Below are 24,150 nucleotides of genomic sequence, written 5' to 3'. Positions count from 1 at the left end.
AACTATTTAATTATACGGCGACTGTCAAGCGACGGGAGTAATTTCTTTTAATTTAGTGATTAGTTGCTGCTCATCATCGCTTAAAATGTAATCCTCCCGTGTAGCAAGCGAAATAAAAAATTTTTCCGGAATTGGGTCTTTAATATCGAGGGCGACAATTCCTGGTTCATCCTTTACCGCATCTTTAACCATCAAACTAATTCCCTTATTTTGCCGTACCAACTCTTTAATCCAGGAAACATTTGGCACCTTATAAATTGCCGTTTGTGGATTAATTTGGGCATAGGTAGAATAGGCTTGAAAGGCAGCTTTATGCACATATTGCTGGTCATAATTAATAAAGATTTCGTTAGTTAAGTCTTGAAAACTGACTTCCTTTTTCTTTGCAAGCGGATGATCAGCACTTACGATGATACTAAATGGTCGCGCAGTTATTAATTCCGCAAAAATACCGGTTTGATCAATTGGTGCAATCGAACCCAGCATGGCAATATCGATCTTTCCTGCTTGTAATTCACTTAGCAATTCATGCGACCCCACAGAAACGATTTTTATTCGTTGAAGAAGCTGCTTAGAAAGATTGCCGATAATATGTGAAATATACATTTTTCCAATAATTGGCGGAAGACCGAATTTTATTTGTCGCTGATCAGACCGTGCTATTTCTTGATGGGCAATGTCTATTTTTTTGTTTATCGCCAACGCTTTTTCATATAGTAACTGCCCACTGCGCGTAATCATTTCATCCCTATGAACACGATCTTTGCGCACTAATTTTGTGTCAAATTCTTGCTCAAGGCGACGAATTGCCTGGGTAATACTAGGTTGAGAAACATTAAAATACTTTGCTACTTGTGTATAATTTTTTAATTTAACTAGCATGGCAAAGTATTGCAAATCACGAGTATTCATCGTCTTAACCCTTTCTATGTCGAAATAATATCTTTATCTTACGTCAATTTATACTTGAATACAAAAGAATGTTCGCAAAAGAAATCAATCTTTTCAACAAGACGGTCGGCTAAACTATCTTCATGTTATCTTGTTATTTAAAATAATAAGGCTGGGGGAATTTTTCATTTCTCCCAGCTTCCGCACTAATCTTAAGCTATTCAAGTAAATATTAAATTATTGATGTTCTTTTAAGTAATTGTCCATTATTTTATTAAATTTGTTTGCCTGTTCTGCCATTATTACATGACCACTTTGATCAACAGCTTGATGCGAGATAAACTGTGGATTAGCTTGTCTCATAACATCCGCAAATTTACCATTAAAATATGGACTTTGATTTGCGGTAACTAATAATGTTGGAATATTAATTTTTTCAAGTGTTAATCGCCAATCCCGTTTAGCGTGATCATAGAGTAAGGGAAGATTTTCGGCCCTAATAAATGGAAACATTTCTTTTTCTGGCTCTAATTTTGATATTACTTGAGATGGTACCCCATTTAATGTCTCTCTAACATTACCATGCTCTTTCAATTTTAATTTATACGATGCCCTTGTGATATCCATATATCCATAAGGCCATTGAACCGTATTAAACATCTTTGGAGATTGATCAATTGCTATTACACCACTTAACGGAAAATCAGTATAATATGATAAAAATCCATATATTACAGATGCTCCCATAGAATGCCCTATTAGAAAAGGTTTTGTTACATTCAAATGATTTAATAGTTTATACAAATCCTTTATTAAAGGCTCAATAGAATCTAACTGCTCATCTCTAGTTGATGCTCCATGATTTCGCTGATCATACGTAATTACTTGATAACCTTGCTGAATTAAGTTTTTAATTTGTAAACACCATATTTGTTGATAGCCGCCAAAGCCATGAATTAAAACAACTGGTTTCCCAGTACCATAAACATAGTAATTAATTCTTATCCCATCACTTGTTTTGAAGTCCATCAGGTAAACCTTCCTTCACTAAAGCTAAAAAGATAGTAACTATTAATAAATCAGCAGTACCTCCAAGGCTTAAATTTTGCTGAGTAAATTTTTCTTCAATTTCAGTTAATTTTTGTTGCCCAGCTTTAGTCCTTATTCCACCAAGATTTAAACACTCTTTAATTTCTTTATTTTTCCATTCTTGAATAGCCGGATCCCCCGCTCTTTTAATTAAGGTCGAATCTTCAATATGTAAAGCTAATTCTAAAAAAGTTATTAAAATTCGACTATTCCAATCATAGTTTGATGTTAATAAGGTCGGTAACCCATACTTAAAAACCGTCGGGTATCCAGCGTGTGCTTCTCCTCGAATACCAGAAAGGCCGTATTTTAAATATTGTTTCTCACCCGCAGTTAGAATTTTTTTCGATGAAAGATGTTTTAGATCATCATTAATCAAATTTTTTAACATCTTTTTAATCACGTTTTTAATATCATTTGCATCAAATCGTTTTAGATGCTGTAAGCTGTAGGCTGTTGCTGTAACAAATACTCCCAATGAAAAAACTGCTCCTTTATGAGTATTAACATTATTTGTAGCAACAAACATTGTTTTCTCAGCTTTTTTACCATATTCACGTAACTTTTCAAATATCAATGATAAATTAGCAGAACGACTCATTATTCCCAGTAATGCTGCTTGATGAAGATAGTTACGCAAACTAATAGAACTATTAATAAACGTAAATATGTCCATATCTAAGTGTGCTCCATGTTCAACTGGATCCACTAATCCGGGCTTAGGCCAAGCAGATACTTCATATAAAAGAGCTCGCTGTGCAAGTTGAGTTAACCAATTTGCAATGTTTTCTTTTTCTTGATATACCAATTCTACGCAAACTAGCTGACTAACTTTTTCTTGTAACTCTTCAACCGAATGTCGACGGGAGCGACCACATTCTTTAGCTGGGCGACCACAAATTAAACACTTTCTAGCAGGTTGATTTACATCTGACCTTGATAGTGATTTTATTGTTCCACTATCATTAGCCAGCACATCTAAGTCAAATAAACGATAACTTGGCTTCAATTCTTCAAAATGACTTGTAATCTCTTTTACTAAAATTGCTCCTGTATCAACAAGATAGAAGCGTTCTGGACCGGTTTTCTTATCCAGCCACTCTTTTTTTGAAATAAAAACAATTCCAGCATCTAATAACATTTTTTCAAATTCATTGAGACCAGCTATAAAAAATGACTCTATCTTTTTATTATTCTTTATTGGACCAGGAATATTTAATTTAGCTGCTACAACAGTCATTGATGGATTAGTTTTCAATAACTGGTTTTGTATTTTTACACGCTCATCCTTATTTTTTAAAACGGCAAGAATGTCTTGGTATTCACCGTGATCAAAAATAGTTTGCATACTAACTCCTCAAATCAAACTTTAACATTAATTATAGCAATAATGGGTATAAAAAACGGTACTAGAAAATTCCAGTACCGCAATTTCTATTCGTAATTAGTCCTTAATTTGTTTAATTTCATCAATTAAAGTACCATCACGATATTCAACAAGTGCAACTGTTCGATCAGTATATTCAATCTTTTCTGGCTTACCAACAATCTTTTCTGCACGTTGTTGTAATTCTTCAATTGAAATCAATGGAATACTTGGCACATTCTTGAATGCTTCAATTAAATCTTTACGTGCAGGATTTACAGCAACCCCTACTTCAGTAACAACAACATCAATTGATGAACCTGGGGTAGTTACTGAATTAACAGCTGGTACAATTGTTGCAATCCGACCACGAGTTAATGGTGCAGAAATAATTGTCATCTTTGCAGTACCAGCATCTTGGTGTCCACCAACAGCACCACGAATTTCACCATTAGATCCAGTTAAAACATTAACATTGAAATCAGTATCGATTTCCAAAGCAGAAAGAATTGCAATGTCCAGTTGATCAACCATTGCTCCCTTGTTATCAGGATCAGCATACCATGATCCGTCAATTTCAATTTGACCAGGATTACTCTTCATACTTGAAGCAGCACCCTTGTCAAAATCTTGAACATCCATAACTTTCTTTACTAATCCCTCTTCTAAAAGTTTAACGATTGGCGAAGTAGTTCCCCCACAAGTAAAGGAAGCAGTAATGTTGTTATCAATCATTGCTTGACGAAGGAAACGGGTAACAGCTAAAGCAGCTCCACCAGTACCAGTTTGGAATGAGAAACCTTCTTTAAAGTATGGAGAATTTACAATTACATCATTAACCATCTTTGCAATCTTCAATTCTTTAGGATCCTTAGTGAAACGTGTTGCACCACTACCAATACGGTCTGGATCCCCAACTTTATCAACTTTTACAACGTAATCTACTTGTGTTTGTTGGATTGATGCAGGCGTATTAGGATAATCAGCAATTGTATCTGTTACAAGAACAACTTTATCTGCGTACTTGGCATCAACTAATGCATAACCTAATGATCCCAAAGCTGATTCACCATTCATACCATTAGCATTTCCCATTCGATCTGAGTTAGGAACACCAATAAAGGCCACATCAATTTTAATGTTTCCATTTTCAATTGAACGTGCACGATTACCATGTGAACGGAAAATAACCGGATTCTTTAATAAACCGTGAGAAACGGCTTCTCCAAGACTTCCACGCATACCAGAACTAGTAATGTTAGTAATTGTACCAGCCTTAATAGCTTCGATTACCTTATCATTCATTACCCCAGTTAACGATGATGGAGCCAAGGTTAAGTCTTTGTAACCCATCTTGATGATTTTATCCATAACCATGTTAAATACAAAGTCACCATTACGGAAGTGGTGGTGGAACGAAATTGTCATCCCGTCCTTCAAGTTATTCTTGATAACATCATCTAATGAATCTACTAACTTATCGTCACCCTTGGTAACACGAACATCATGACCAGTATAGTGAACAATTGGATGACCAATTTCAGTAGTTTCAAATGGCTTGTAGTTTGTTGAATCTAAAATTTTATCTGAAATTTCGCGTCCGACTTTATTTTTCAATGTATTCGCCCTCCTCATTGATCAAGTTAGAAGCCTTTGCTAAACGAATTACCCGTTGTGCACGTAATACAACTGGGCGGTCAACCATTTGACCGTTCATTGAGATAACACCTGAACCCTTTTGGTGTGCTTCTTCAATTGCAGCTTCAACGTCCAATGCATTTTCAATTTCTTTCTTGGTTGGTTCATAAATCTTATTTACCCAATCAATTTGACGAGGGTTAACAAGAGATTTACCGTCAAATCCTAATTCGTGAATGTGTTCAGTCTCACGTTTAAAGCCTTCTACATCATTCATATTAGTAAAGACAGTATCAAAGGCTGCAATGCCAGCGGCACGTGCTGCGTGAAGAATCATGTTACGAGCAAATTCGAGTTCTGCTCCATCTGGGTAACGATGAGTCTTCATATCAGTCGTATAGTCTTCAGCAGAAAGTGCCAAACCAATCATCCGGTCAGTACTTGCAGCAATTTCTGGTGCATTAAGTACTCCCTTAGCACTTTCAATAGCTGCCATAACATGCGTTGTTCCTGGCTTAATACCAAATTTGTTTTCAGCTTCTTCTACTACTTTTACAAGATCTAGCATCATTTGAGCTGATTCTACTTTTGGCAAACGAACAACTTGAATACCAGCTTTTACCATTGCGAAAACATCATTCTTAAAAAATGGTGTATCAATTCCATTAACACGAACAACTAATTCTGAATCACCATAATCTTGTGTTTGAAGAGCTTGATAAACTAACATCCGGGCAGCATCTTTTTCTGCCATTGAAACCGAATCTTCCAAGTCAAACATAATGGAGTCGGCACCATAAATACCAGCATCCTTTACCATTCCGGCATTGTTACCTGGAACAAACATCATTGTCCGACGTAAACGTTCTTCCATTATTAAAATACCTCCCAGTCTGGTTGATCTGCTGTATCAAGAGCACGTTGAGCAGCAGCCATTGTCCGTGCTTTAATTACACAATCTAAAGCTCCTTTATCCACAGCTTTAACATTGGCATTATCAATTCCATAAGCAGTTAAAGTATCAGTAATCACCTTACGAATTTGATTACCATAAAGTTCTTCCACAGAGGAATCTAAGTCAATGTTGATACCATTATTACCTTGGCTCAAAGTAATTTGAATATCGGAAGATTCCAAAGTTCCTGCTAATGCAGTCTTCTTAATATCCATTATTTAATACTTCCTTCCTTTATCCGAGTTTGAAGCTCAGACCAGTTGTTTTTAATAAATTCGAGCGTTGTATCTGGAACATACTTTTTTACTAACTCAATATTATCATTAGCAATTGCTGCTCGTACCTTCGTTGCTGAAATAATATCCTGATCCTTGTTTTTCTTTCGATCAATAATCTTTACTTCAACATCAGGTGGTAGAACCCTATTTAACTCTTCATTATATATATTTGTTGTTTTGGAATATGGTTCATTCCCAAGATATCGAGATGTTATATTAAGTGGTTTTGCAATTTGTTCCTTAAAAAGGGTTGCATCCAAGGAAGCTTGAAATCTTCCAACATTTTGATCATCTTTTAAAAAGTATGCTGGAAACGTAGCATAACTAACCATGTATTCCTTACCTGGTACTACTATAACATTTGGTAAATCAGCCACTCCAGCTTTAACTAATTTAAAGCGTTCAGAAAATGAAAAAATAGAAACATCTTCACTAACAACGAAAACATACACATGATCATTTTCTTTACTAGCAGTTTCAACTAGGTAACGATGTCCGTTTGTAAAAGGATTGGCATTCATAACTATTCCTGCAATCTTACTTTCCTTTTGATCATTAAAGTTCGGTAAAGAAGAAATATAGTCATGAATATCAGGAGTACCACTTTCTAATACAGTTCCTTGTTTTACTTTTGCTAATTCATGAAATCCAACATACTGGAAACTTTGACTATATTGTGGTTTCGTAAAAACAAACAAATGAAAGCGCCCCATCATTGCAGCTTCGTTTTCTAATTTACTAACCAAACTGTTAAATGTTTCACCATGTCCCTGAACTTTTGAACAAATTGCAATATACTTCAATACATTACCAGCAATTGATCCAGTTGCTAAAATCTCACCATTTTCTTCCCATACAAAAGTCTTATCAATAGAAGATGTTTCTTTTTCAGAAAAAACTTCAATTCCATTGAACCGCAAGAACTTTTGCCACTTGGTCAAATTGCGTTTTAAATGAATGTTAATTTCACGAACTTCCATTAATATTCTCCTAATCGTTATTCTTTTGACTTGCATAATGTTGAACAGCTTTAGCTACTGTATTTACTACACCATCATCAAATACTCCAGGAACAATTTTTTCAGCTGTTGGATTAGAAATCATATTTGCTAATGCAGAAGCAATTGCTTTTTCAAGGCCGAAATCGACTTTATTTAAATCAGCTGATAATAATCCTTTATATAACCCGGGAAATACCAAAATATTATTTACTTGATTTGGGTATTGACTTGAGCCAGTTGCCATTACTGCTGCATCTGCATCTTTTGCAATTTGAGGATCAATCTCAGGCTTTGGATTTGCAAGTGCAAAAATAATTGGATTCTTAGCCATTGTCTTTACTTGTTCACTTGTTAAAACATCTGCATCAGAAAGACCGATAAAAACATCCCGATCCTTTACCGCTTCACTTAAATTCTTATAAGGAGTTTGATCAGCACTTTGTTTTACTAAATCTGTTTGATAATGATTATAATTTTGACTATCAACATGCACTGGTCCATCAATATCAACAAATGTAATATTTTTAATACCTGCCGCAAAAAGTAATCGAGCTGTTGCAACTCCTGACGCTCCAACTCCATTAATTATGACTTTCAAATCTTTCAGATTTTTCTTTACTACTCTAGCAGCATTAATTAATCCAGCCAAAACAACAATTGCTGTTCCTTCTTGATCATCATGATAAACTGGAATATTAACTACTTTAGACAATTTCTCTTCGATTTCAAAACAACGAGGTGCTTTAATATCTTCTAAATGAAAACCCGCAAAAGATTCCTGCATATTCTTTAATGTTGCTACAAATTCATTAACAGGAACTTGCTCAACAGTTAAAGGTAGTGCATTAACATTAGCCAAATCCTTATAAAGTAATGCTTTCCCCTCAACAACTGGAAGACCACCGGCTGGGCCAATGTTTCCTAATCCCAAAACAGCAGAGCCATCTGTTACTAATGCTACAAGTTTTCCACTAAGAGTATATTTATCCTTTAGTTCGGGATAACGTTCTATAAGCTTAGAGATTATCGCAACTCCTGGAGTATACGCTTCACCTAATTCTTTTCGATTTTTCACTTCAAATTGAGGTGCAATATTAAGTACTCCTTGGTTCTTAGCATGCATTGAGAGTATTTCTTTATCTTCCATTTATCGAAAGCCTCCTCATTTCATTATTAATATCTTACCACCTTTTTTAAAAAAATTAAAATAATTACTGTATTTTTTAAATATTTAAAAAATAATGATATACTTAAAACAACATTGAGCATGAAAGGAATAAAAATAATGAACTCACAGCATCAACAATTACTCGGTAACCTTGCACAAGATTATTACCTTAGCAAAATGGCAATTAGTGATATTTCTAAAAAATATAATCTTAGTCGCTACCTCATTATGAAATACCTTGATGAAGCATTTTCAAGCGGGATTGTTGATATAAGCATTCATACAGATTATGACCGAAATGCCCAACTAGAACGCGAATTATCAAATAGTTTTGATATAAAAAATGTCTATGTTATTAAAGATCCAAGCAACCCCTTGGACCGCGATAAAATCATTGCTAACTTTGCAGCTAATCAGATCCAATCTCTTATTAAAGAATATAAAATAATCGGATTATCGTGGGGGGAAACAATTTATACTATTCTTGATCATTTCAGCAAACACTCTTCCCGCAATTTAGTTTTCACACAATTTATGGGTGAAAATATGAAATATAAATCTTCTGCCGCATCAATGCGAATGGTACAAAAAGCTGCATCCAAATATGATTGTCCTTATTACACCATTCCCGGACCACTTTATATTCTTAATGACGAAGCAAGAAATGACCTATATTCCGAACCGGCTTTTACAGAAGCATTTAAGGTTGCCAATAAAATGGAAATGATTGTTTGTGGATTAGGCACTCTCCAATCAATAGACAGTATCCCTGCTTGGCATGATTATAAAAAGAGGTTATTTAAAGGAGTTAGTTTAAACCAAATTGCTGGAATGGCATTTGGTCGTCCATATGATATTAACGGTAACTTTCTAATTCATCCCACTAACGATAAAACTCTCTCTATCCCTTTAAATAAAATTCTTAACGTTCCTATACGCTTTGCTATTGTTCAACGCAAATCAAAATATCAAGCCGCTTTAGGAGCCCTTCGTGGAGGTTTATTTACTGATATGATACTTACAGAATCAATCGCTTTACGAATTATTGAAGAGTTAAGATAAAATAAAAATCCGAATTCCCGTTACGAGAATTCGGATTTTTTATTTACTTCTTCTACCAAATGCCAATTAGGCGCATCCAGAAGGTTCCAATAATACCGTAAACAAGTAAGTAGAAGATACCTAATATAAAGTTCATCTTCCACCATTCGCTCTGAGTAACGTAACCAGATGATGATAAAATCGAAGCTGGTCCGTTAGCATAGTGAGTAGTAGAACCCATGATAGCAGAAGTGAAGGCAAGGAGCATTGCAGTTAACATTGCTGGTGCTCCAGCAGCAATCGCTACAGAAACGAAAGCCGTGTACATTGCAGTAACGTGAGCAGTAGCACTGGCAAAGAAATAGTGAGCGTAGAAGTAGACAACTACTAATACAACTAATACCCAAATCCAGCTAACTCCGTGAAGGGCACCTTCAATACTGTTAGAGAACCATTTAATGAAGCCTAACTTAGTCAATTCACTAGCCATGAATACTAAGATTGAAAGCCAAATCAATACATTCCAAGCACCAGATTCGTTCAAGACGTCCTTAGTTTCCAACACGCCAGTAATAAGCAGAAGAGCAATTGCTAAGAAAGCCACAAAAGTCGCGTTAATAGCAGGAATAAAACTAGTCAACATCCATAAAACAAGAGTCAATAAGAAAATAAGCCCCATGAGCTTTTCAGAAAGCTTCATGCTACCCATCTTTTCAAGTTCGCTATTAGCCCAAGTCTTAGCGTTTGGTGTTTCTTTGATTTCTGGTGGGTACATCTTGTAGATAATGTATGGCACAGCAATTAAACAAAGTACACTAGGAAGAACTCCGGCTACAAACCATCCAACCCAAGTAATATTAATGTTTAATGTCTTAGCTAAGGCAACTACAACCAAGTTTGGTGCCATAGCCGTCATGAAGGTTGCGGAAGTAATCAAATTACTGTGGAATTCAGTGAAAACTAGGAAAGAACCTATCTTTTTCCGAGTACCTTTCTTTGGGTCAGACCCATAAGTTTCAGCTAAGGACTTAATAATTGGATAAACTACCCCACCAGCCCGGGCAGTATTACTTGGAATGGCTGGTGAAGTAACCAAATCAATTCCCATAATGGAGTATGCTAACCCCAAACTATGTTGCCCAAAACTACGAACAAAGACCAAAGCAATTCGCCGACCTAATCCCGTTTTAATAAAACCACGGGAAAGTAGGAAGGCCATTGCAATCAGCCATGATGACGAATTTTCAAAGGCCTTTAATGCCTCTTCCATCGGTACAATGCCAACCAAGGCCATAATTGTGAACCCAACTAAAGTCGTTCCGGCAATCGGTAACGGCTGGGTGATACATCCCACAATCGTTGCTACGAAAATAGCAAACATATGCCAAGCAGCCATAGAAACGCCATCAGGACGGATCGGACCGCAGAACCATAAGATTAAGCCAACAGCAACGGGCCATGCCCATGCCTTAGCTTTAAATTTAGCTAATCCCATTATATTAAACCCTCTTTCAATTAATTCTTAATAACCACACCATCTAAGACATCTTTCATCTTAGCAGCAGAGTATTTTAGTTTTTCGATTTCTGTATCCGAAAGTCCGTAATCAACGACTTTTTCTATTCCTGTTCGATTAACAATTGCAGGTATTCCAAGATACAAATCATTAATCCCATATTGTCCCATTAAAGGGGCTGATATTGGGAGCATGATATTACGATTTTCAATAATCGCTTTTACAATATAAGCAAGATATTTAGCTACTCCATAGAAAGTAGCTCCTTTTCCTTCGATAATCTTACCACCACGTTCTTTAACTGCTTTTTCAAGTTCGCTATAGTCCTGAGCAGTTAAATCAGTAACTTCTTTTAACGGTTTTCCATTAATAGTGGCTTCATCGAATGCACCAAACGATGTATCTCCATGTTCCCCTAAAACTAAAGCATCAATTTCATTTACTGGAACATTTAACTTTTCAGATAAAAGTACATTCAATCGAGCCGTGTCTAATGAAGTACCAGTTCCGATAACACGATGCTTAGGGAATCCAGAGAGTTGTTGTGTCACTGTAGTTAAAATATCAACAGGATTACTTGATACAACAAAAATACCGTTGAATCCACTTTCAACAATTGGGTTAACAATAGTTGAAAGAATCTTTGTGTTCCTTGAAACAAGATCCAAACGAGTCTCTCCTGGCTTGCGTGGAACTCCAGCAGTAATAACTACAACATCAGCATCAGCAGCATCAGAATAATCCCCCGCATGAATGTTGACTGGACTAGTTAGTGGAGTAATATCTTGTAAATCCAATGATTCTCCTGTTGCCTTCTCTTTCTTTAGGTCAACAATAACTAATTCATCAATTTCTTGTGTTGTTTGAAGGAGTGAGAATACGAATGATGATCCTACAGCTCCATCACCAACAAGCACAACTTTATGATGATATCCTAACATAAAATTTTCCTCCAAATAATATACAAATAATTGCTCTAGGCAGTTTCTCACTGCCCATTATTTTTTTACTTTAAGCCACGGGCGTAAACAGTTACTTGTTGACCTGCTTGACGTCCAAAGACAATTGTTTCTGCAATTGAGTTACCACCAACACGGTTATTACCATGTAAACCACCAGCAACTTCACCTGCAGCATATAATCCCTTGATTACATCCCCATTACCATCAAGCACTTGAGTCTTTGTATTAATATGAATACCACCCATAGTGTAGTGAATTGCAGGTGCAATATGGATTGCAAAGAATCCTGGCTTAGTAATTCCACGATCCATTCCTGTTGTCCGATGGAATTCTTTATCGTCATGATTTTCAACAGCTTCATTCCATGTTGCAACTGTCTTCTTTAAGTTCTCAGTATCCATGTTGAGGTTCTTTGCAAGATCCTCAATCGTATCGCCATGAACAACAAGACCAACTTTATCGTAAAATTCAATTGCCTTAGCATGGTCACGAATACCTTGGTCAAAAATTAAGTAAGCACTGTGTTCTGGAAGGGAAGTAATTGCATTAGAAACAATCTTTCGAGTGTTTAATTCGTTAACAAACCGATTACCTTCAGCATTAACTAAGATTGCACCTTCACCACGGACAGCCTCACCAATAAGGTAAACATGAGGATTATCTTGTTGAACAGTTGGGTGAACTTGTACAAGATCCATTTGCATTAATTCACCGCCAACGCCTTCAGCAAGCTTCAAGCCATCACCAGTTGCTCCTGATTGATTGGTAGTCTTGTAATCAGCAAGGTCAGGGCGGAACCGCTTCATGTATTCCTTAGAAGCACCAAATCCACCAGTAGCTAAGATAACAGCCTTTGCGTGGATGGTTTTAATTAGGCCATCAGCATTAGCTTCAACACCGATTACCTTACCCTCATCATCTTGTAAGAGCTTGTTAACTTTAACCTTATTAAATACTGGAATGTTTTCCTTTTGAACAACTTCCAATAAACTTTTTACTAAGAAACCACCAATTGGCGCCATACTTGCTGGACGGTGAGTACGCTTACGAGACATTCCACCAGTAATTGTAATGTCATCAAGCTTAATCCCATGATCAGCTAACCAGTCGATTGCTGGAGCTGTGTGATATACAAAGTAACCTAGCATATCCTTGTCGTTTAGACGTCCACCATCTTGGTATGTTTCGTGGTAGAAATCGGCAACGTTATCAATTACTCCATGTTGTAATTGCACATTGGTTTCAGCGGCGTTCATTCCTGAAGAAGCCCGGTTAGTATTTCCACCAAGTTCTTCTTCCTTTTCAAGAACGACCGTCTTCATTCCCAATTCGTTTGCTTGAATTGCTGCGGAAAGACCTGTTCCACCAGAACCAATTACAATAACATCGTAATCATTATCTAATTTACTTACAGATAATGGTTGGAATTTTTCAGCCATGATATTGCTCTCCTTTTAATTATATTTAAATGTATTAACAGTCAAAAAGAGTGGAACAAGTTCTTTTTATTGCTTATTTCCACTCTTGCCAAAATTGGCATTACTTTTAACTCAATTCTTATTTATCACGATCAACGTTGGTCATCTTAAGCATGTCCATCCATTCATCGTATTGTTCTTCCGTAAGCTTACCAGACTTCAAAGCAGCTTCTTTTAATGTGCTACCAGCTTTATCAGCAGCTTGAGCAATCTTAGCACTGTCATGGTAACCAATGTGTGGTGACAAAGCAGTAACAGTCATCAATGAATTATCAACTAATTCTTCCATCCGCTTTTCATTAACTGTCATTCCGTGGATCATCTTGTCAGCAAATCCAGTAATTGTTCCAGTTAATAAGTCAGCTGATTCGAGGAATGCATCGATTAATACTGGCTTGTAAACATTCATTTCGAAGTTACCTTGTGATGAAGCCATTGTTACTACAGTATCGTTACCGAATACCCGTAAAGCAGCCATTGTTACAGCTTCTGCTTGAGTTGGGTTAACCTTACCTGGCATGATTGATGAACCTGGTTCGTTAGCTGGGATATTTAATTCACCGTAACCAGCACGCGGACCAGAAGCTAAGAAACGAATATCTTGAGCAAGCTTGAACATGTCAGCTGCTAATGTCTTCAAAGCACCGTGAACAACATCTAAACCAGAGTGGTTAGCTAAACCGTAGAACTTGTTTGAATCAGCAGTCAAGTTTAAGCCGTAAACTTCGCTAAGCTTTTCAGCAATCTTTTCAGGCATTCCTTCTGCAGCATTCAAACCAGTACCAACAGCAGTACCACCAATTGCCAATTCATCTAATGTTGATTCCAAAGTCTTAATGTAATCAAGGTCATGTTCTAAGGAAGCAATGTAACCAGAAAGTTCTTGACCAAATGTCAATGGAACAGCATCTTGCAAGTGAGTACGTCCAACTTTAACAGTCTTCATGTACTTCTCTTCCTTAACCTTTAATTCATCAATTAAATGTTGAACAGCTGGCTTCAACTTATCAAGCGCTTCTAAAGCAACTACATTCATAGCAGTTGGGAATGTATCGTTTGAACTTTGACCCTTGTTAACATCATCATTTGGTAAGATTTCAATGTTAGGGTTAATTTCATGAGCCTTGTGCGCAACAACTTCATTAGTATTCATGTTGGTTTGGGTACCAGAACCAGTTTGGTAAACCTTTAATGGGAAGTCCTTCCGCAATTCTTCATCACTTAATGCGAGTAATTCATCAATCGCCTTAACGATTAAATTACCCTTTTCTTCAGAGATAGCTTTAGTTTCCATATTAGCTTGAGCCGCTGCCTTTTTAATGTTCAATAAAGCACGGATAATTGCTAATGGCATGTATTGACCGGTTGGGAAGTTATTCCGACTCCGTTCTGTTTGTGGTCCCCATAATGCTTCAGCAGGGATTTTAACAGGACCTAACGTATCTTCTTCAGTACGGTATTCTGACATCTCAAAAACCTCCAATATATTAATTGAGCAATTTTGTCTTGTGAAATGTTACACATCATTTACACGTATATCCTACCTTGTAAGTAAAGCTATAGTCAAATCTTTAATTTTCAATAAATTTCACTTATAGCTATTGCCTTGCCAACTGTTATAATAGCTTTTTTCAATTACGTTTGCAAAAGTTTCACAAACTTCGATACAAAAAAACACCTAAGATTTTTTAATTTCTTAGATGCTTTTCTATTTTTGTCTAATAATCTGGTTTTATTATTCACAAAGATGAAAGCTGCTTGATTAATATTGAGGCTTCCAAATTTTTTCTGCTACTACGCTCTTCGCATCAGTAATTCCGTCGCCGGCTAGGCCTTGATCGATAGCAGATTCAGCTACTCGTTCAGCCACTCGCTTAGAAAATTCTGTTAACTTAGAAACAGGAGGTAATACAGCTGCTCCTGGTTTTTCTGGGTCAACTAAGCCACTTAAAGCATGAGCAGCTGCAGCAAGCATATTATCATTTAACACTTTAGCTTCAGCAGCCAAGGCGCCAAAACCAACTCCAGGATAAATTAACGCATTGTTAGCTTGCCCAATTTGATAAACGGTTCCATTATACTCGATATCTTTAACCGGAATTCCCGTCGCAATTAATGCCTTTCCATCAGTCCATTTGAGAAGGTCGGCTGCTTTTGCCTCTGCTAACTTAGTTGGGTTAGAGAGTGGGAAGATAACAGGCCGTAGAGTATGGGCTGCCATTTCCTTTACAACCGCTTCATCAAAACTTCCTGGCTGAGTGGACGTACCAATCATTACTGTTGGATGAACAGCCTTAACAACTGCAAGTAAATTAGTTAATTCATCAGCATTAGCAAATTCGCTTCGTTGACGGGTAAATGGCTTTTGCTTTGGTGTTAAGCCGGGCGTATCGTCAAACAATAATCCTTGCTTGTCAACAAGGTAGAAGTGCTTCTTTGCTTCTTCGGGTGTCAGGCCTTGACGGATCAATTCGTCATAAAGCATCTTAGCGATTCCCATTCCAGCAGTACCCGCACCAAATGTTAAGAATGTTTGATCCGTTAACTTTTCTTTTGAGATATTCATGGCTCCTAGCACACCAGCTAAGGCAATAATTCCGGTTCCTTGAATATCATCATTAAAGGTCAAAATTTTATCCTGGTACTTATCAAGAATCCGTGCAGCCGTTCCCCGACCAAAATCTTCAAAGTGTAATAAACTCTTAGGGAACAATCCTTCAACTGCATCAACAAACTTATCGATGAAGTCAAAGTAAGGTTGTCCTTCAACCCGCTTCATCCGATTGCCAAGATAGTGCGGATCCTTAAGTAATTTTTCATTATTCGTCCCAGCATCAATAGAAACCGGGAGCACTTGGGATGGATCAATCCCAGCCGCTGCTGTGTAAACCATTAATTTCCCAACAGAAATGTCAACCCCATTTACACCCCAGTCACCAATACCAAGGATTCCTTCAGCATCTGTAACAACGATAAGGCGAATATCACGACCATCAACGGCATCAGCAAGTTCCTCTTTAATTAAGTCAGGATGCTCAATGCTCAAATATGCAGCATCTTGCGGCTTAATGTAACGTTCATTATATTGCTCAATCGCCTCAGCAATTACGGGATCATACACAACTGGCATAAATTCCGCAATATGTTTTTCCATTAAGTAGAAGAAAAGCGTACGGTTAGTATTGAATACTTCCATCAATAGGTGACGTTGTTCAATCCGTGAGTTCTTAGATTGATATAACCGGTAGATTTCGTCTGCCTGTTCCTCAATCGTTCTTACACAAGATGGTAACAAGCCTAATAAACCATACTTTTTTCGTTCTTCAATTGTAAAAGCAGTTCCCTTATTCTTAAAGGGATCATTTAATATTTGCATTCCTTTACGCAACATTATCGCCTATCCTTTACCTTTTTTCTGTTTCAACATTCTTAGAGTAATTCCAGCGCTAGTTTATAGTCAAATATATGCTATGATATAAATAAAATTAATAATACCCCTTATAATCACTGATAGAGAGGCATTTACTATGAAATTAAACGACCTAAAATATTATCAAGCACTGGTAAAATATAAAAATTTTTCGCAAGTTGCAGCAAAATTTAATGTCAGTCAACCTACTATTACAATGGCTATCCAACGACTAGAAAAAGATTTTGGGACGTCATTTTTTGTTCGTGACCATGTCCATAAACAATTGCATATCACGCCGACTGGTAAGCAATTCGCCATTCACGTTGACGTTATTTTAAACGAATTAAAGATTGCTCACCAAGAAATCAATCAAGCTGAATCATCCAGTATTCGCTTTGGGCTGCCACCTATTATCGGCAATTACTACTTTCCGCCATTAACCCCGCTATTAATGCGAGAAGGCCTTTTAAGCCACTTGGAAACCTCTGAGCATGGTTCTAAGGAAATTCTCAAGATGCTTAAACACGGTCACCTTGATTTGGCATTGCTTGGATCGCTTAACCCCCTAAAGGAAGTGGGGCTAAAAACTACTGAACTGGCTGAGTATCCCTTTAAGATTATTGTTAGCAAGCGTCATCCCCTCGCTGCTAAAAAGGAGATTGATTTTGCTACGCTTAAAAATGAACGCTTTATTGTTCCTGATACTGAATTCTTTCATGAGCAAGCTTTTAAGCAAATTTCTCATTTAGCTCATTTTCGTCCCCAAGTCATCTACCGAACCGCTGACATTCACGTTATCAAAACCATGGTTGCAGAAAATCTTGGAATTGCTTATTTAACAAGTTTGGCGATTACCCCAGAAGATAATATCCATTCCATAAATGTTACTAGCCCGTTAAAACAATCGTTCCGTCTGTCAGCTGTTACTCGTTCAACTGAATTATTAACAGCTCCCAAGCAAAAACTATGGGATCTCTTAACTACAAAAAAGGAATGACAAATAACCGTCTAATACGGTGGCTATTTGTCATTCCTTTTTATTATTTCTCTTTTTCAATCTTAATTGTCTTAATAATAACGTCTTTTTCAGGCTTATCCATCGCATCTCGCTTAACTTTGCTGATCTTTTCGACAACATCCATTCCGGATAATACTTGGCCAAATACGGTGTGATGGAAGTCAAGCCACGGTGTACCACCATGTTTTTCGTAATAATCAATAATCTCCTGCGGGTATCCAACAGCCTTCATTTGATCAATCATATTTTCTGGAACATGTTCATTAGTGACAATAAAGAATTGACTGCCATTTGTGTTCGGACCAGCATTAGCCATTGACAGAGCACCAGTGAAGTTAAATAATTCTTCAGAAAATTCGTCTTCAAATGGGTGACCATAAATACTTTCGCCACCACGTCCGGTTCCAGTTGGGTCACCACCTTGAATCATAAAATCAGGAATAACCCGGTGAAAAATTACATCGTCATAATAATTTTTCTCTGCTAATTTAACAAAGTTTTCAACCGTTTTAGGTGCGTACTTTGGAAAAAGTTGGGCCGTAATTGTTCCCATTGTAGTTTCAATTACTGCTTTTGGTCCTTTAACCTCATCCAATGATAATTGGGGATATTTCATAAAAAAGCCTCCTCTTTTCTCTTCTAAACCTCTCTAACTATCTTAGCAGGAATATGAAGGAAAAGACAATTATTAGTCCTCACTAACACGTAATACACAAGCTCCCTTAATATCGCCATGTTTAACATAGCGTAATGCTTCATCAGCCTTTGCTAGTGGATATTCGTGTACTTCAGGATGGATATTGAGACGGTCAGCTAATGTTAAGAATTCTTCCCCATCACGACGGGTATTGCTCTCAACACTCGTTAATGTCTTTTCGTGGAATATTTCTTTTTGGTAATTCATCATTGGAATATCAGTCATATGAATGCCAGCTAAGGCCAAAGTCCCGCCTGGAACTAGACTAGCTAAGGCCGGTAATACCATATCACCAACTGGCGCAAAGATGATTGACGAATCCAAAGGAACCGGCGCAGGGTCATAGGATCCTTGAACAGAAGCACAACCCAATTCCAGGGCGAATTTCTTTGCATCCTCACCACGCGTAAAGACATGCACTTCAATTCCCTGTGCAAGTGCAATCTGGGCCGTAATGTGCGCTGAGCCACCAAAGCCATATAGCCCTAGGCGGCCACCAGCGGGAACATTGGCACGTTCAAAAGCCCGATAACCAATAATCCCGGCACATAATAATGGAGCTGCCTCTAGGGAATCAAACTTTTCCGGAAGCCGATATGCAAATCCTTCTGGAACCGTGACATATTCTGCATAACCACCATCATGATCCCAACCGGTATAAAGTGAATGAGGACAGAGATTCTCATGACCCGAGCGACAAAACTTGCATACCCCACAAGCATGCCGGAACCATGGAACCCCAATTCGCTCCCCAAGCTTAAATCGTTGTGTTTCTGGTCCAAAACCGACAACTTTACCAACAATCTCATGACCAGGAGTAACGTGTTCGTGGTGAACCGGCAAATCTCCTTCTGTCACATGCAAGTCTGTATGACATACCCCACACGTTAATACCTTAACAAGGACTTCTCCCCGTTTAGGAGTCGGCACGGGCTTTTCGGTAAATTCAATTGGTGATTTCTTACCATCAATCGGCCCAGGAGTTGTGACTGCCCAAGCCTTCATTTTTTTCGGAATAGCATTTTCGCGTTTTTCCATCCTTAAAGACCTCGATTAATTAAATATTTCATTCTCTATTGTAGTGCTTTTTATTCATAAGAGTGTCGTATTTTTTCAATTTGACGAGACCATTGACCCTTAAATTTTGGAATGTTTAACGGCTCATTAATAGCTGGATCATCTTTTGCCGCTTGAGTCAGCCCTTCTACTCCTCCAATATCATCTAAGATTCCATTTCCAAAACCGCTAACAATTTGGGGACTAGTATGAGCTGGAAGTCGTTTCGGCTTTACTTCCTCAAACTTAATTTTAAAGTTCCACATATCACCAAAGTCATATATTAGGTTATATTCATGGTCAAGATTACAATCGCCTACCCAACTTTGAGTAATATCTTTTGATTGACCAAAGCCACTATCAAGAATCGGCAACTGATAGTGAGTATTTCCTTGATGCAGTTCAAATAAGTGGTGTCCGTCCGCGTTAAATGCTGCTAAAATTGCAAAGCACAACATGTCCAGGCGCATATCACCGCTGACGGTAAATCGCCGCCACATTTTAGGATGATAATCACTTAGCTCAACATAAATAGTATATTGTTTATTAACATATTGGATTGCATGCTCGCGTTGATTTCTTACTTGCCGCTGCATATCACGAATTATACGTTGTAGGTGGTACATCCGCTGTTTAGAACCAAGATCTTTTAGCCCCTGACTAATTGCTTGAACAAACAAATCGTAGTCCTCACTAGAGAAAAGATCTTCTGCCCGTAAAAACTTTCCAAATTCGCGAAAGGCATCACTTTTAGAATGAAAGCCGGTATCAGTCGGACGATCATTATGTAGTTTTTCATAGTTAATTAAATAGTGATAGACCAAGGTAATATCGTCAAGAACAGATTCACCGAGTGCCTCACAGTAGCCGATATAATCTGCAGCACAATCTAAATCTCGATCAACGATGCTCTCGCTCTTCCCACGACTTTCTAAATAATCTTGATAATCATCTAAAATCTTTTCTCCGACCGCCGTTGCATTCATGATATCGTTAATTGAAAGTGAGCGGTAAAGATAGCGACGGTTATGTTCATTAAGTTTAGGGTGAGTAGCCACCTTAAAGTCCGTAACTGAATAGTCTTCAAAAATATCCATTACAACATATTCTTCATCCATTGTCTTATTGGTAATACGTGTCTGTTCCGCTAATTGAAGCGCAATTTCAGCATTGGTCGGGTCTTTTTCCCAATCAATAATTGAATTAGGCCCCATCATGAGGTTCTGATACATCTGCAATTGCTGTTGAGTTTCTGGCTGAATTTGGCGTGTAAATACTACTTTGCTAAATTGGGCGTCACGAATCATCCTAATTTTTGCATGAGGAATTGGCGAAACTTCTAATAAACTTAAGAATTCACGCTTAAATGCCGCAATAAAAGATCGTGAGTCATTAAAGCGTTGAGGATAGCGTACAATAATTGGCAACGACATTAAGTTATTCATAATAATCATGAATTCACCAGTAACACGAATTGTCCAAACATTTGTCTCTAATAGATCAGATGGTGCAATCACCTGTGAATTAATATGCAAATGTTGGGCAAGTGAATTTTCCACTGCAATAATCACCCTATCAACCCCTCCTATAATTTCGCTTATATTAATTTTATTTTGAAAAGCATTATTTATCAACTTAATCAAACCATATTTACTGAAAATTATAGGCAGAAAGCCTGTGACTTTAGTCATGGGATGAATGCCTTCCAAAGCAGCCATGAGACTGCTTTTTCTTACTAAAAAGTCTGTAAAATCTCGTTTTTGCCCCTGCAAATTTAGTAAAATTAAAGTATAAAGAAGGTGAAAACATGACCACAGTTTTGAAAGGGATCAAGCTTCGCTTGTATCCCAACAAGCAACAACAAGCTCAACTATGTCAAATGTTTGGCAATGACCCCTTTGTTTGGAACCAGATGCTTGATATGGCAAAACAACGTTATCAAAACAATCCTAATAGCCAGTTTGTTGATCAATATGGCATGGATGTATTGTTGAAACCTTTGAAGCAGGAATATCCATTTCTAAAACGTAGTGATTCTACCAGTCTCCAAGTTGTTAATCATAACTTATATCAGGCCTTTCAAAGATTATTTAAGCATCTGGGTGGTTACCCACGCTTTAAATCCAGACGGTCTGCTAAGCAGTCCTATACTGGTAAAAGCAAAATTCAAATAGTGGCGAACCGCTATTTGAATTTACCCAAAATTGGCTATATTAAAACCAGCAAAACTCGCCAGTTAACTCATTGTAAGATCAAACGCTATACGGTTAGTTACGATCCGTCAGGTCGTTATTACCTGTCACTACAGGTTGAGACCACAGTACAGCCACTATCGAAGACTAGTCAACAGGTCGGCATTGACGTTGGCGCAACTAATTTAGCCATTACTAGTGACGGCCATAAGTATGCTAAATTTGACGCTGTCTGGTTAACTCAACAGGCGCAACATTGGCAGTCTAAGTATAGTCACCGCCGTCATCAAGCCACGGTGAGTGTCCGTCAATGGAACCATAACCATCAGGACGTCAAAGAGGAACTGAATGACTACCAGAACTGGCAACGAGCTCGAATTCAGAAAGCTCGCTATCAACGACGAGTCGCTGATCAGCGGCGCGATTACCTGCATAAGCTGACGATGGCATTGGTCACGCAATACGATGTGATTGTCATTGAAGATTTGAAAGTCAAGAATCTGCAAAAGAATCATCATCTTGCCGCGGCCATTGCCAACGCTAGTTGGCATCAATTCCGTACCATGCTGGGATACAAGTGTGACTGGTATGGTAAACAGCTCATTACTGTCAAGCCCAACTATACCAGTCAAATCTGTAGTCATTGTGACTACCATAGTGGGTCCAAACCGCTCGCAATTCGTGAATGGACGTGTCCAAAGTGTGGGGCCCATCACGATCGGGATATTAATGCGGCAGTTAATATTCTGCATAAAGGGTTAAAAGCCGTTGGCTAGGGACTAGCCGTGGTAAAAGAACTAAGTTCTGTAAGTTAGGTATTTGGAATACCAATGTAACAGCCTAAATACTACTTCGCGTTCCCAGAAACCGCCGACTTTAGTCGGTGTGTAGTTCATAAATAAAATAGAAGATTTAAAATAAGACATAAGTATTGTCTCTGAAAGGATGCGCAACTTTTGATCAATCAAAATCTCGATATCTTTGACTTACGAAAAATTCAAATCAATAAAACTAAAGCTGAATTGGAAAATAATGGTAAGCGGCAGCAAAAAGAAGTCTCTAGTGACATGTTAGGAACCTTCATGCCAGTTGATCGCGACCCCGTCAAGATAATCCAGATCACTGAAGCTAACATGATCCCCGAGTTGCTTCCATTGCGCCACCAAAGAATACTTGCCAGTCGCTTTTCATTTTTCCGCGGCACTGCTGAATTAATGGAACATGACCTTAAACGACAAGCCCAAAGCAATCTTCCCATAATTATCTGTGGGGATGCTCATGTAAACAATTTTGGCTTTTACGCCTCCCCTGAACGCAAGCTTCTCTTTGGCCTTAATGACTTTGATGAAGCCCGAATCGGAAATTGGGAAAGTGATTTAAAACGGTTATTAGTTAGTGCTGAACTAGCGGGCGAAGAGAACGGTTTTGATCGCAATGACCTTTACCACCTCCTTCAATTAACGACTAAGACCTACCGCCATACTATCAAAAGCGCCAATAAGATGAGCCTTTCCCAACTGTTTTATTTTTCATTTGCCTATGAAGACATGGGGAAAGCGATTGAGTCTTTTGGGGATGTTTCAACACAGATGCAAATAGTCCTTAATAATGTTCTGAAAAAAAGCCAGCGTAGTAATTCAGAAGAAATAATTCAAAAAATGGCAACTATCAATAATCAAGGGCACCTTGTTTTTCGGGATAACCCACCACGTGCACGCCATCTTAGCGCCGTGCGTTATCAACAGATTGTTAAAGGATACAATAAATATCGCGAAAATGTTCGTCAAGATGTTCGGGTTCTTCTCGCAAACTTTCACATTTCCGATATTATCCGCTATAGTGTCGGGGTTGGCAGTTTTGGAACACGATGTTTCTTAATCATGCTTACTGGCAATGATAATAGTCATATTGTTTTACAAGTTAAAGAAGCTATGCCATTGCGTTATAATTTACTTTCCCTCCCCGTACAACAAGCAATTAGAAATGGGGGAATCGCTGGTCAAAGAATTGTAACAGCACAACGGGTTCTCCAATCCTCATCCGATCGTTTTTTAGGAAGTACAACTTTTGGTGGCCGTAGTTATTACATTCGACAGTTCCGGGATATGAAAAAATCAATTAATGTTAATAAACTTGACTTTGAAAGTTTTCAATTCTACTGCCAGACGTGCGCTTATTTGCTAGCGATGGCTCATTTTCAAAGCCCCACCGCACCAATGATCCGTGGTTATTTAAAGCATCAGAAGATATTAGATACTCTTTTACCAAATTGGGCTTTAAAGTATGTCGATCAAGTCACAGCAGACTATGGACAATTCAAATTGGCAATCGCTAAAGGAAAATTAATAAATTAACTATAATTAAAAAGGGCTTGCATTCATCGTTTTGCAAG

General features: G+C 37.7%; 20 protein-coding genes. 4 read left to right on the top strand and 16 right to left on the bottom strand.

Going from position 1 to position 24,150, the window contains the following annotated elements; translation table 11 throughout:
• Positions 1-24: 24 nt before the first annotated feature.
• From QOS06_RS03635 to QOS06_RS03600, 8 genes are all read right to left on the bottom strand, one after another.
• On the bottom strand, positions 25-912 hold the full coding sequence (locus tag QOS06_RS03635; protein ID WP_085678984.1) for a LysR family transcriptional regulator: 888 nt from the start codon (positions 910-912) through the stop codon (positions 25-27).
• 216 nt (positions 913-1,128) lie between these two features.
• The gene (locus QOS06_RS03630; RefSeq protein ID WP_191338549.1) at positions 1,129-1,920 is read right to left on the bottom strand and encodes an alpha/beta fold hydrolase; all 792 of its coding nucleotides are present in this window, start codon (positions 1,918-1,920) and stop codon (positions 1,129-1,131) included.
• The gene (gene citG / locus QOS06_RS03625) at positions 1,901-3,328 is read right to left on the bottom strand and encodes a triphosphoribosyl-dephospho-CoA synthase CitG (RefSeq protein ID WP_003670696.1); all 1,428 of its coding nucleotides are present in this window, start codon (positions 3,326-3,328) and stop codon (positions 1,901-1,903) included. Before citG ends, QOS06_RS03630 begins: the two co-directional genes overlap by 20 nt.
• A 96-nt stretch (positions 3,329-3,424) precedes the next feature.
• Complete coding sequence (citF, locus tag QOS06_RS03620; protein WP_020843286.1) at positions 3,425-4,963, bottom strand: citrate lyase subunit alpha; 1,539 nt, start codon at positions 4,961-4,963, stop codon at positions 3,425-3,427.
• On the bottom strand, positions 4,953-5,858 hold the full coding sequence (gene citE / locus QOS06_RS03615; RefSeq protein ID WP_003670699.1) for a citrate (pro-3S)-lyase subunit beta: 906 nt from the start codon (positions 5,856-5,858) through the stop codon (positions 4,953-4,955). The genes citF and citE overlap by 11 nt, the downstream gene beginning before the upstream one ends.
• 2 nt (positions 5,859-5,860) lie before the next feature.
• Entirely contained in the window at positions 5,861-6,154 is a 294-nt protein-coding gene (gene citD / locus QOS06_RS03610) for a citrate lyase acyl carrier protein (protein WP_003670701.1), read from the bottom strand.
• Positions 6,154-7,197: a [citrate (pro-3S)-lyase] ligase gene (citC, locus tag QOS06_RS03605; protein WP_035159808.1), complete on the bottom strand. Its 1,044-nt coding sequence runs from the start codon at positions 7,195-7,197 to the stop codon at positions 6,154-6,156. The genes citD and citC overlap by 1 nt, the downstream gene beginning before the upstream one ends.
• 10 nt (positions 7,198-7,207) lie before the next feature.
• Positions 7,208-8,365 (bottom strand): NAD(P)-dependent malic enzyme, encoded by a 1,158-nt coding sequence (locus tag QOS06_RS03600; RefSeq protein ID WP_003670706.1) that lies wholly within the window; start codon positions 8,363-8,365, stop codon positions 7,208-7,210.
• Positions 8,366-8,503: 138 nt separating this feature from the next.
• On the opposite strand from QOS06_RS03600, the gene QOS06_RS03595 reads away from it, so the two are divergent.
• Complete coding sequence (locus tag QOS06_RS03595) at positions 8,504-9,448, top strand: sugar-binding transcriptional regulator (RefSeq protein ID WP_035159809.1); 945 nt, start codon at positions 8,504-8,506, stop codon at positions 9,446-9,448.
• Between the two features lie 52 nt (positions 9,449-9,500).
• Here QOS06_RS03595 and QOS06_RS03590 read toward each other — a convergent pair whose 3' ends face one another.
• The 5 genes from QOS06_RS03590 to QOS06_RS03570 form a co-directional block, all read right to left on the bottom strand.
• The gene (locus tag QOS06_RS03590) at positions 9,501-10,922 is read right to left on the bottom strand and encodes a DASS family sodium-coupled anion symporter (RefSeq protein ID WP_283595514.1); all 1,422 of its coding nucleotides are present in this window, start codon (positions 10,920-10,922) and stop codon (positions 9,501-9,503) included.
• 20 nt (positions 10,923-10,942) lie between these two features.
• Positions 10,943-11,884, bottom strand: a complete 942-nt coding sequence (locus tag QOS06_RS03585) for an L-lactate dehydrogenase (RefSeq protein ID WP_003670711.1) — start codon at positions 11,882-11,884, stop codon at positions 10,943-10,945.
• A gap of 65 nt (positions 11,885-11,949) precedes the next feature.
• Positions 11,950-13,344, bottom strand: coding sequence for a flavocytochrome c (locus QOS06_RS03580; RefSeq protein ID WP_283595512.1), 1,395 nt, complete (start codon positions 13,342-13,344; stop codon positions 11,950-11,952).
• Between the two features lie 118 nt (positions 13,345-13,462).
• Positions 13,463-14,851 carry a class II fumarate hydratase gene (locus QOS06_RS03575; protein WP_283595510.1) on the bottom strand — a complete coding sequence of 463 codons (1,389 nt, stop codon included), beginning with the start codon at positions 14,849-14,851 and terminating at the stop codon, positions 13,463-13,465.
• A gap of 294 nt (positions 14,852-15,145) precedes the next feature.
• Positions 15,146-16,774 (bottom strand): malolactic enzyme, encoded by a 1,629-nt coding sequence (locus QOS06_RS03570; protein ID WP_152719777.1) that lies wholly within the window; start codon positions 16,772-16,774, stop codon positions 15,146-15,148.
• 136 nt (positions 16,775-16,910) lie between these two features.
• On the opposite strand from QOS06_RS03570, the gene QOS06_RS03565 reads away from it, so the two are divergent.
• On the top strand, positions 16,911-17,792 hold the full coding sequence (locus tag QOS06_RS03565; protein WP_003670718.1) for a LysR family transcriptional regulator: 882 nt from the start codon (positions 16,911-16,913) through the stop codon (positions 17,790-17,792).
• Between the two features lie 43 nt (positions 17,793-17,835).
• On the opposite strand, the gene QOS06_RS03560 is transcribed toward QOS06_RS03565, so the two are convergent.
• From QOS06_RS03560 to QOS06_RS03550, 3 genes are all read right to left on the bottom strand, one after another.
• Positions 17,836-18,429, bottom strand: coding sequence for a peptidylprolyl isomerase (locus QOS06_RS03560; protein WP_003670720.1), 594 nt, complete (start codon positions 18,427-18,429; stop codon positions 17,836-17,838).
• 72 nt (positions 18,430-18,501) lie between these two features.
• On the bottom strand, positions 18,502-19,548 hold the full coding sequence (locus QOS06_RS03555) for a zinc-dependent alcohol dehydrogenase family protein (RefSeq protein ID WP_283595509.1): 1,047 nt from the start codon (positions 19,546-19,548) through the stop codon (positions 18,502-18,504).
• 50 nt (positions 19,549-19,598) lie between these two features.
• Positions 19,599-21,137: an IS1096 element passenger TnpR family protein gene (locus tag QOS06_RS03550; RefSeq protein ID WP_078009682.1), complete on the bottom strand. Its 1,539-nt coding sequence runs from the start codon at positions 21,135-21,137 to the stop codon at positions 19,599-19,601.
• Positions 21,138-21,373: 236 nt separating this feature from the next.
• Between QOS06_RS03550 and QOS06_RS03545 the strand changes: the two genes are divergently transcribed.
• Both QOS06_RS03545 and QOS06_RS03540 read left to right on the top strand, forming a co-directional pair.
• Positions 21,374-22,534 carry an RNA-guided endonuclease TnpB family protein gene (locus QOS06_RS03545; RefSeq protein WP_180874804.1) on the top strand — a complete coding sequence of 387 codons (1,161 nt, stop codon included), beginning with the start codon at positions 21,374-21,376 and terminating at the stop codon, positions 22,532-22,534.
• Between the two features lie 180 nt (positions 22,535-22,714).
• Positions 22,715-24,112: a DUF2252 domain-containing protein gene (locus QOS06_RS03540; RefSeq protein ID WP_283595507.1), complete on the top strand. Its 1,398-nt coding sequence runs from the start codon at positions 22,715-22,717 to the stop codon at positions 24,110-24,112.
• Positions 24,113-24,150 lie beyond the last annotated feature (38 nt).

This window comes from Limosilactobacillus sp. DJ3M12 (assembly GCF_947381695.1).
GTDB classification, from domain to species: Bacteria; Bacillota; Bacilli; order Lactobacillales; family Lactobacillaceae; genus Limosilactobacillus; species Limosilactobacillus kinnaridis.
The sequence above is the reverse complement of the archived record's forward strand: the minus strand, read 5'-3'. Positions and strand labels throughout refer to the sequence as shown.

Excerpts from the sequence above, each read along its gene's own strand:
- QOS06_RS03630 (WP_191338549.1), bottom strand. The coding sequence starts at position 1,920 with ATGGACTTCAAAACAAGTGATGGGATAAGAATTAATTACTATGTTTAT.
- QOS06_RS03545 (WP_180874804.1), top strand. The coding sequence starts at position 21,374 with ATGACCACAGTTTTGAAAGGGATCAAGCTTCGCTTGTATCCCAACAAG.
- QOS06_RS03560 (WP_003670720.1), bottom strand. The coding sequence starts at position 18,429 with ATGAAATATCCCCAATTATCATTGGATGAGGTTAAAGGACCAAAAGCA.
- citD (WP_003670701.1), bottom strand. The coding sequence starts at position 6,154 with ATGGATATTAAGAAGACTGCATTAGCAGGAACTTTGGAATCTTCCGAT.
- citG (WP_003670696.1), bottom strand. The coding sequence starts at position 3,328 with ATGCAAACTATTTTTGATCACGGTGAATACCAAGACATTCTTGCCGTT.
- QOS06_RS03570 (WP_152719777.1), bottom strand. The coding sequence starts at position 16,774 with ATGTTGCGTAAAGGAATGCAAATATTAAATGATCCCTTTAAGAATAAG.
- QOS06_RS03565 (WP_003670718.1), top strand. The coding sequence starts at position 16,911 with ATGAAATTAAACGACCTAAAATATTATCAAGCACTGGTAAAATATAAA.
- QOS06_RS03580 (WP_283595512.1), bottom strand. The coding sequence starts at position 13,344 with ATGGCTGAAAAATTCCAACCATTATCTGTAAGTAAATTAGATAATGAT.
- citC (WP_035159808.1), bottom strand. The coding sequence starts at position 7,197 with ATGGAAGTTCGTGAAATTAACATTCATTTAAAACGCAATTTGACCAAG.
- QOS06_RS03595 (WP_035159809.1), top strand. The coding sequence starts at position 8,504 with ATGAACTCACAGCATCAACAATTACTCGGTAACCTTGCACAAGATTAT.
- citE (WP_003670699.1), bottom strand. The coding sequence starts at position 5,858 with ATGGAAGAACGTTTACGTCGGACAATGATGTTTGTTCCAGGTAACAAT.
- QOS06_RS03585 (WP_003670711.1), bottom strand. The coding sequence starts at position 11,884 with ATGTTAGGATATCATCATAAAGTTGTGCTTGTTGGTGATGGAGCTGTA.
- QOS06_RS03600 (WP_003670706.1), bottom strand. The coding sequence starts at position 8,365 with ATGGAAGATAAAGAAATACTCTCAATGCATGCTAAGAACCAAGGAGTA.
- QOS06_RS03555 (WP_283595509.1), bottom strand. The coding sequence starts at position 19,548 with ATGGAAAAACGCGAAAATGCTATTCCGAAAAAAATGAAGGCTTGGGCA.
- QOS06_RS03590 (WP_283595514.1), bottom strand. The coding sequence starts at position 10,922 with ATGGGATTAGCTAAATTTAAAGCTAAGGCATGGGCATGGCCCGTTGCT.
- QOS06_RS03575 (WP_283595510.1), bottom strand. The coding sequence starts at position 14,851 with ATGTCAGAATACCGTACTGAAGAAGATACGTTAGGTCCTGTTAAAATC.
- QOS06_RS03635 (WP_085678984.1), bottom strand. The coding sequence starts at position 912 with ATGAATACTCGTGATTTGCAATACTTTGCCATGCTAGTTAAATTAAAA.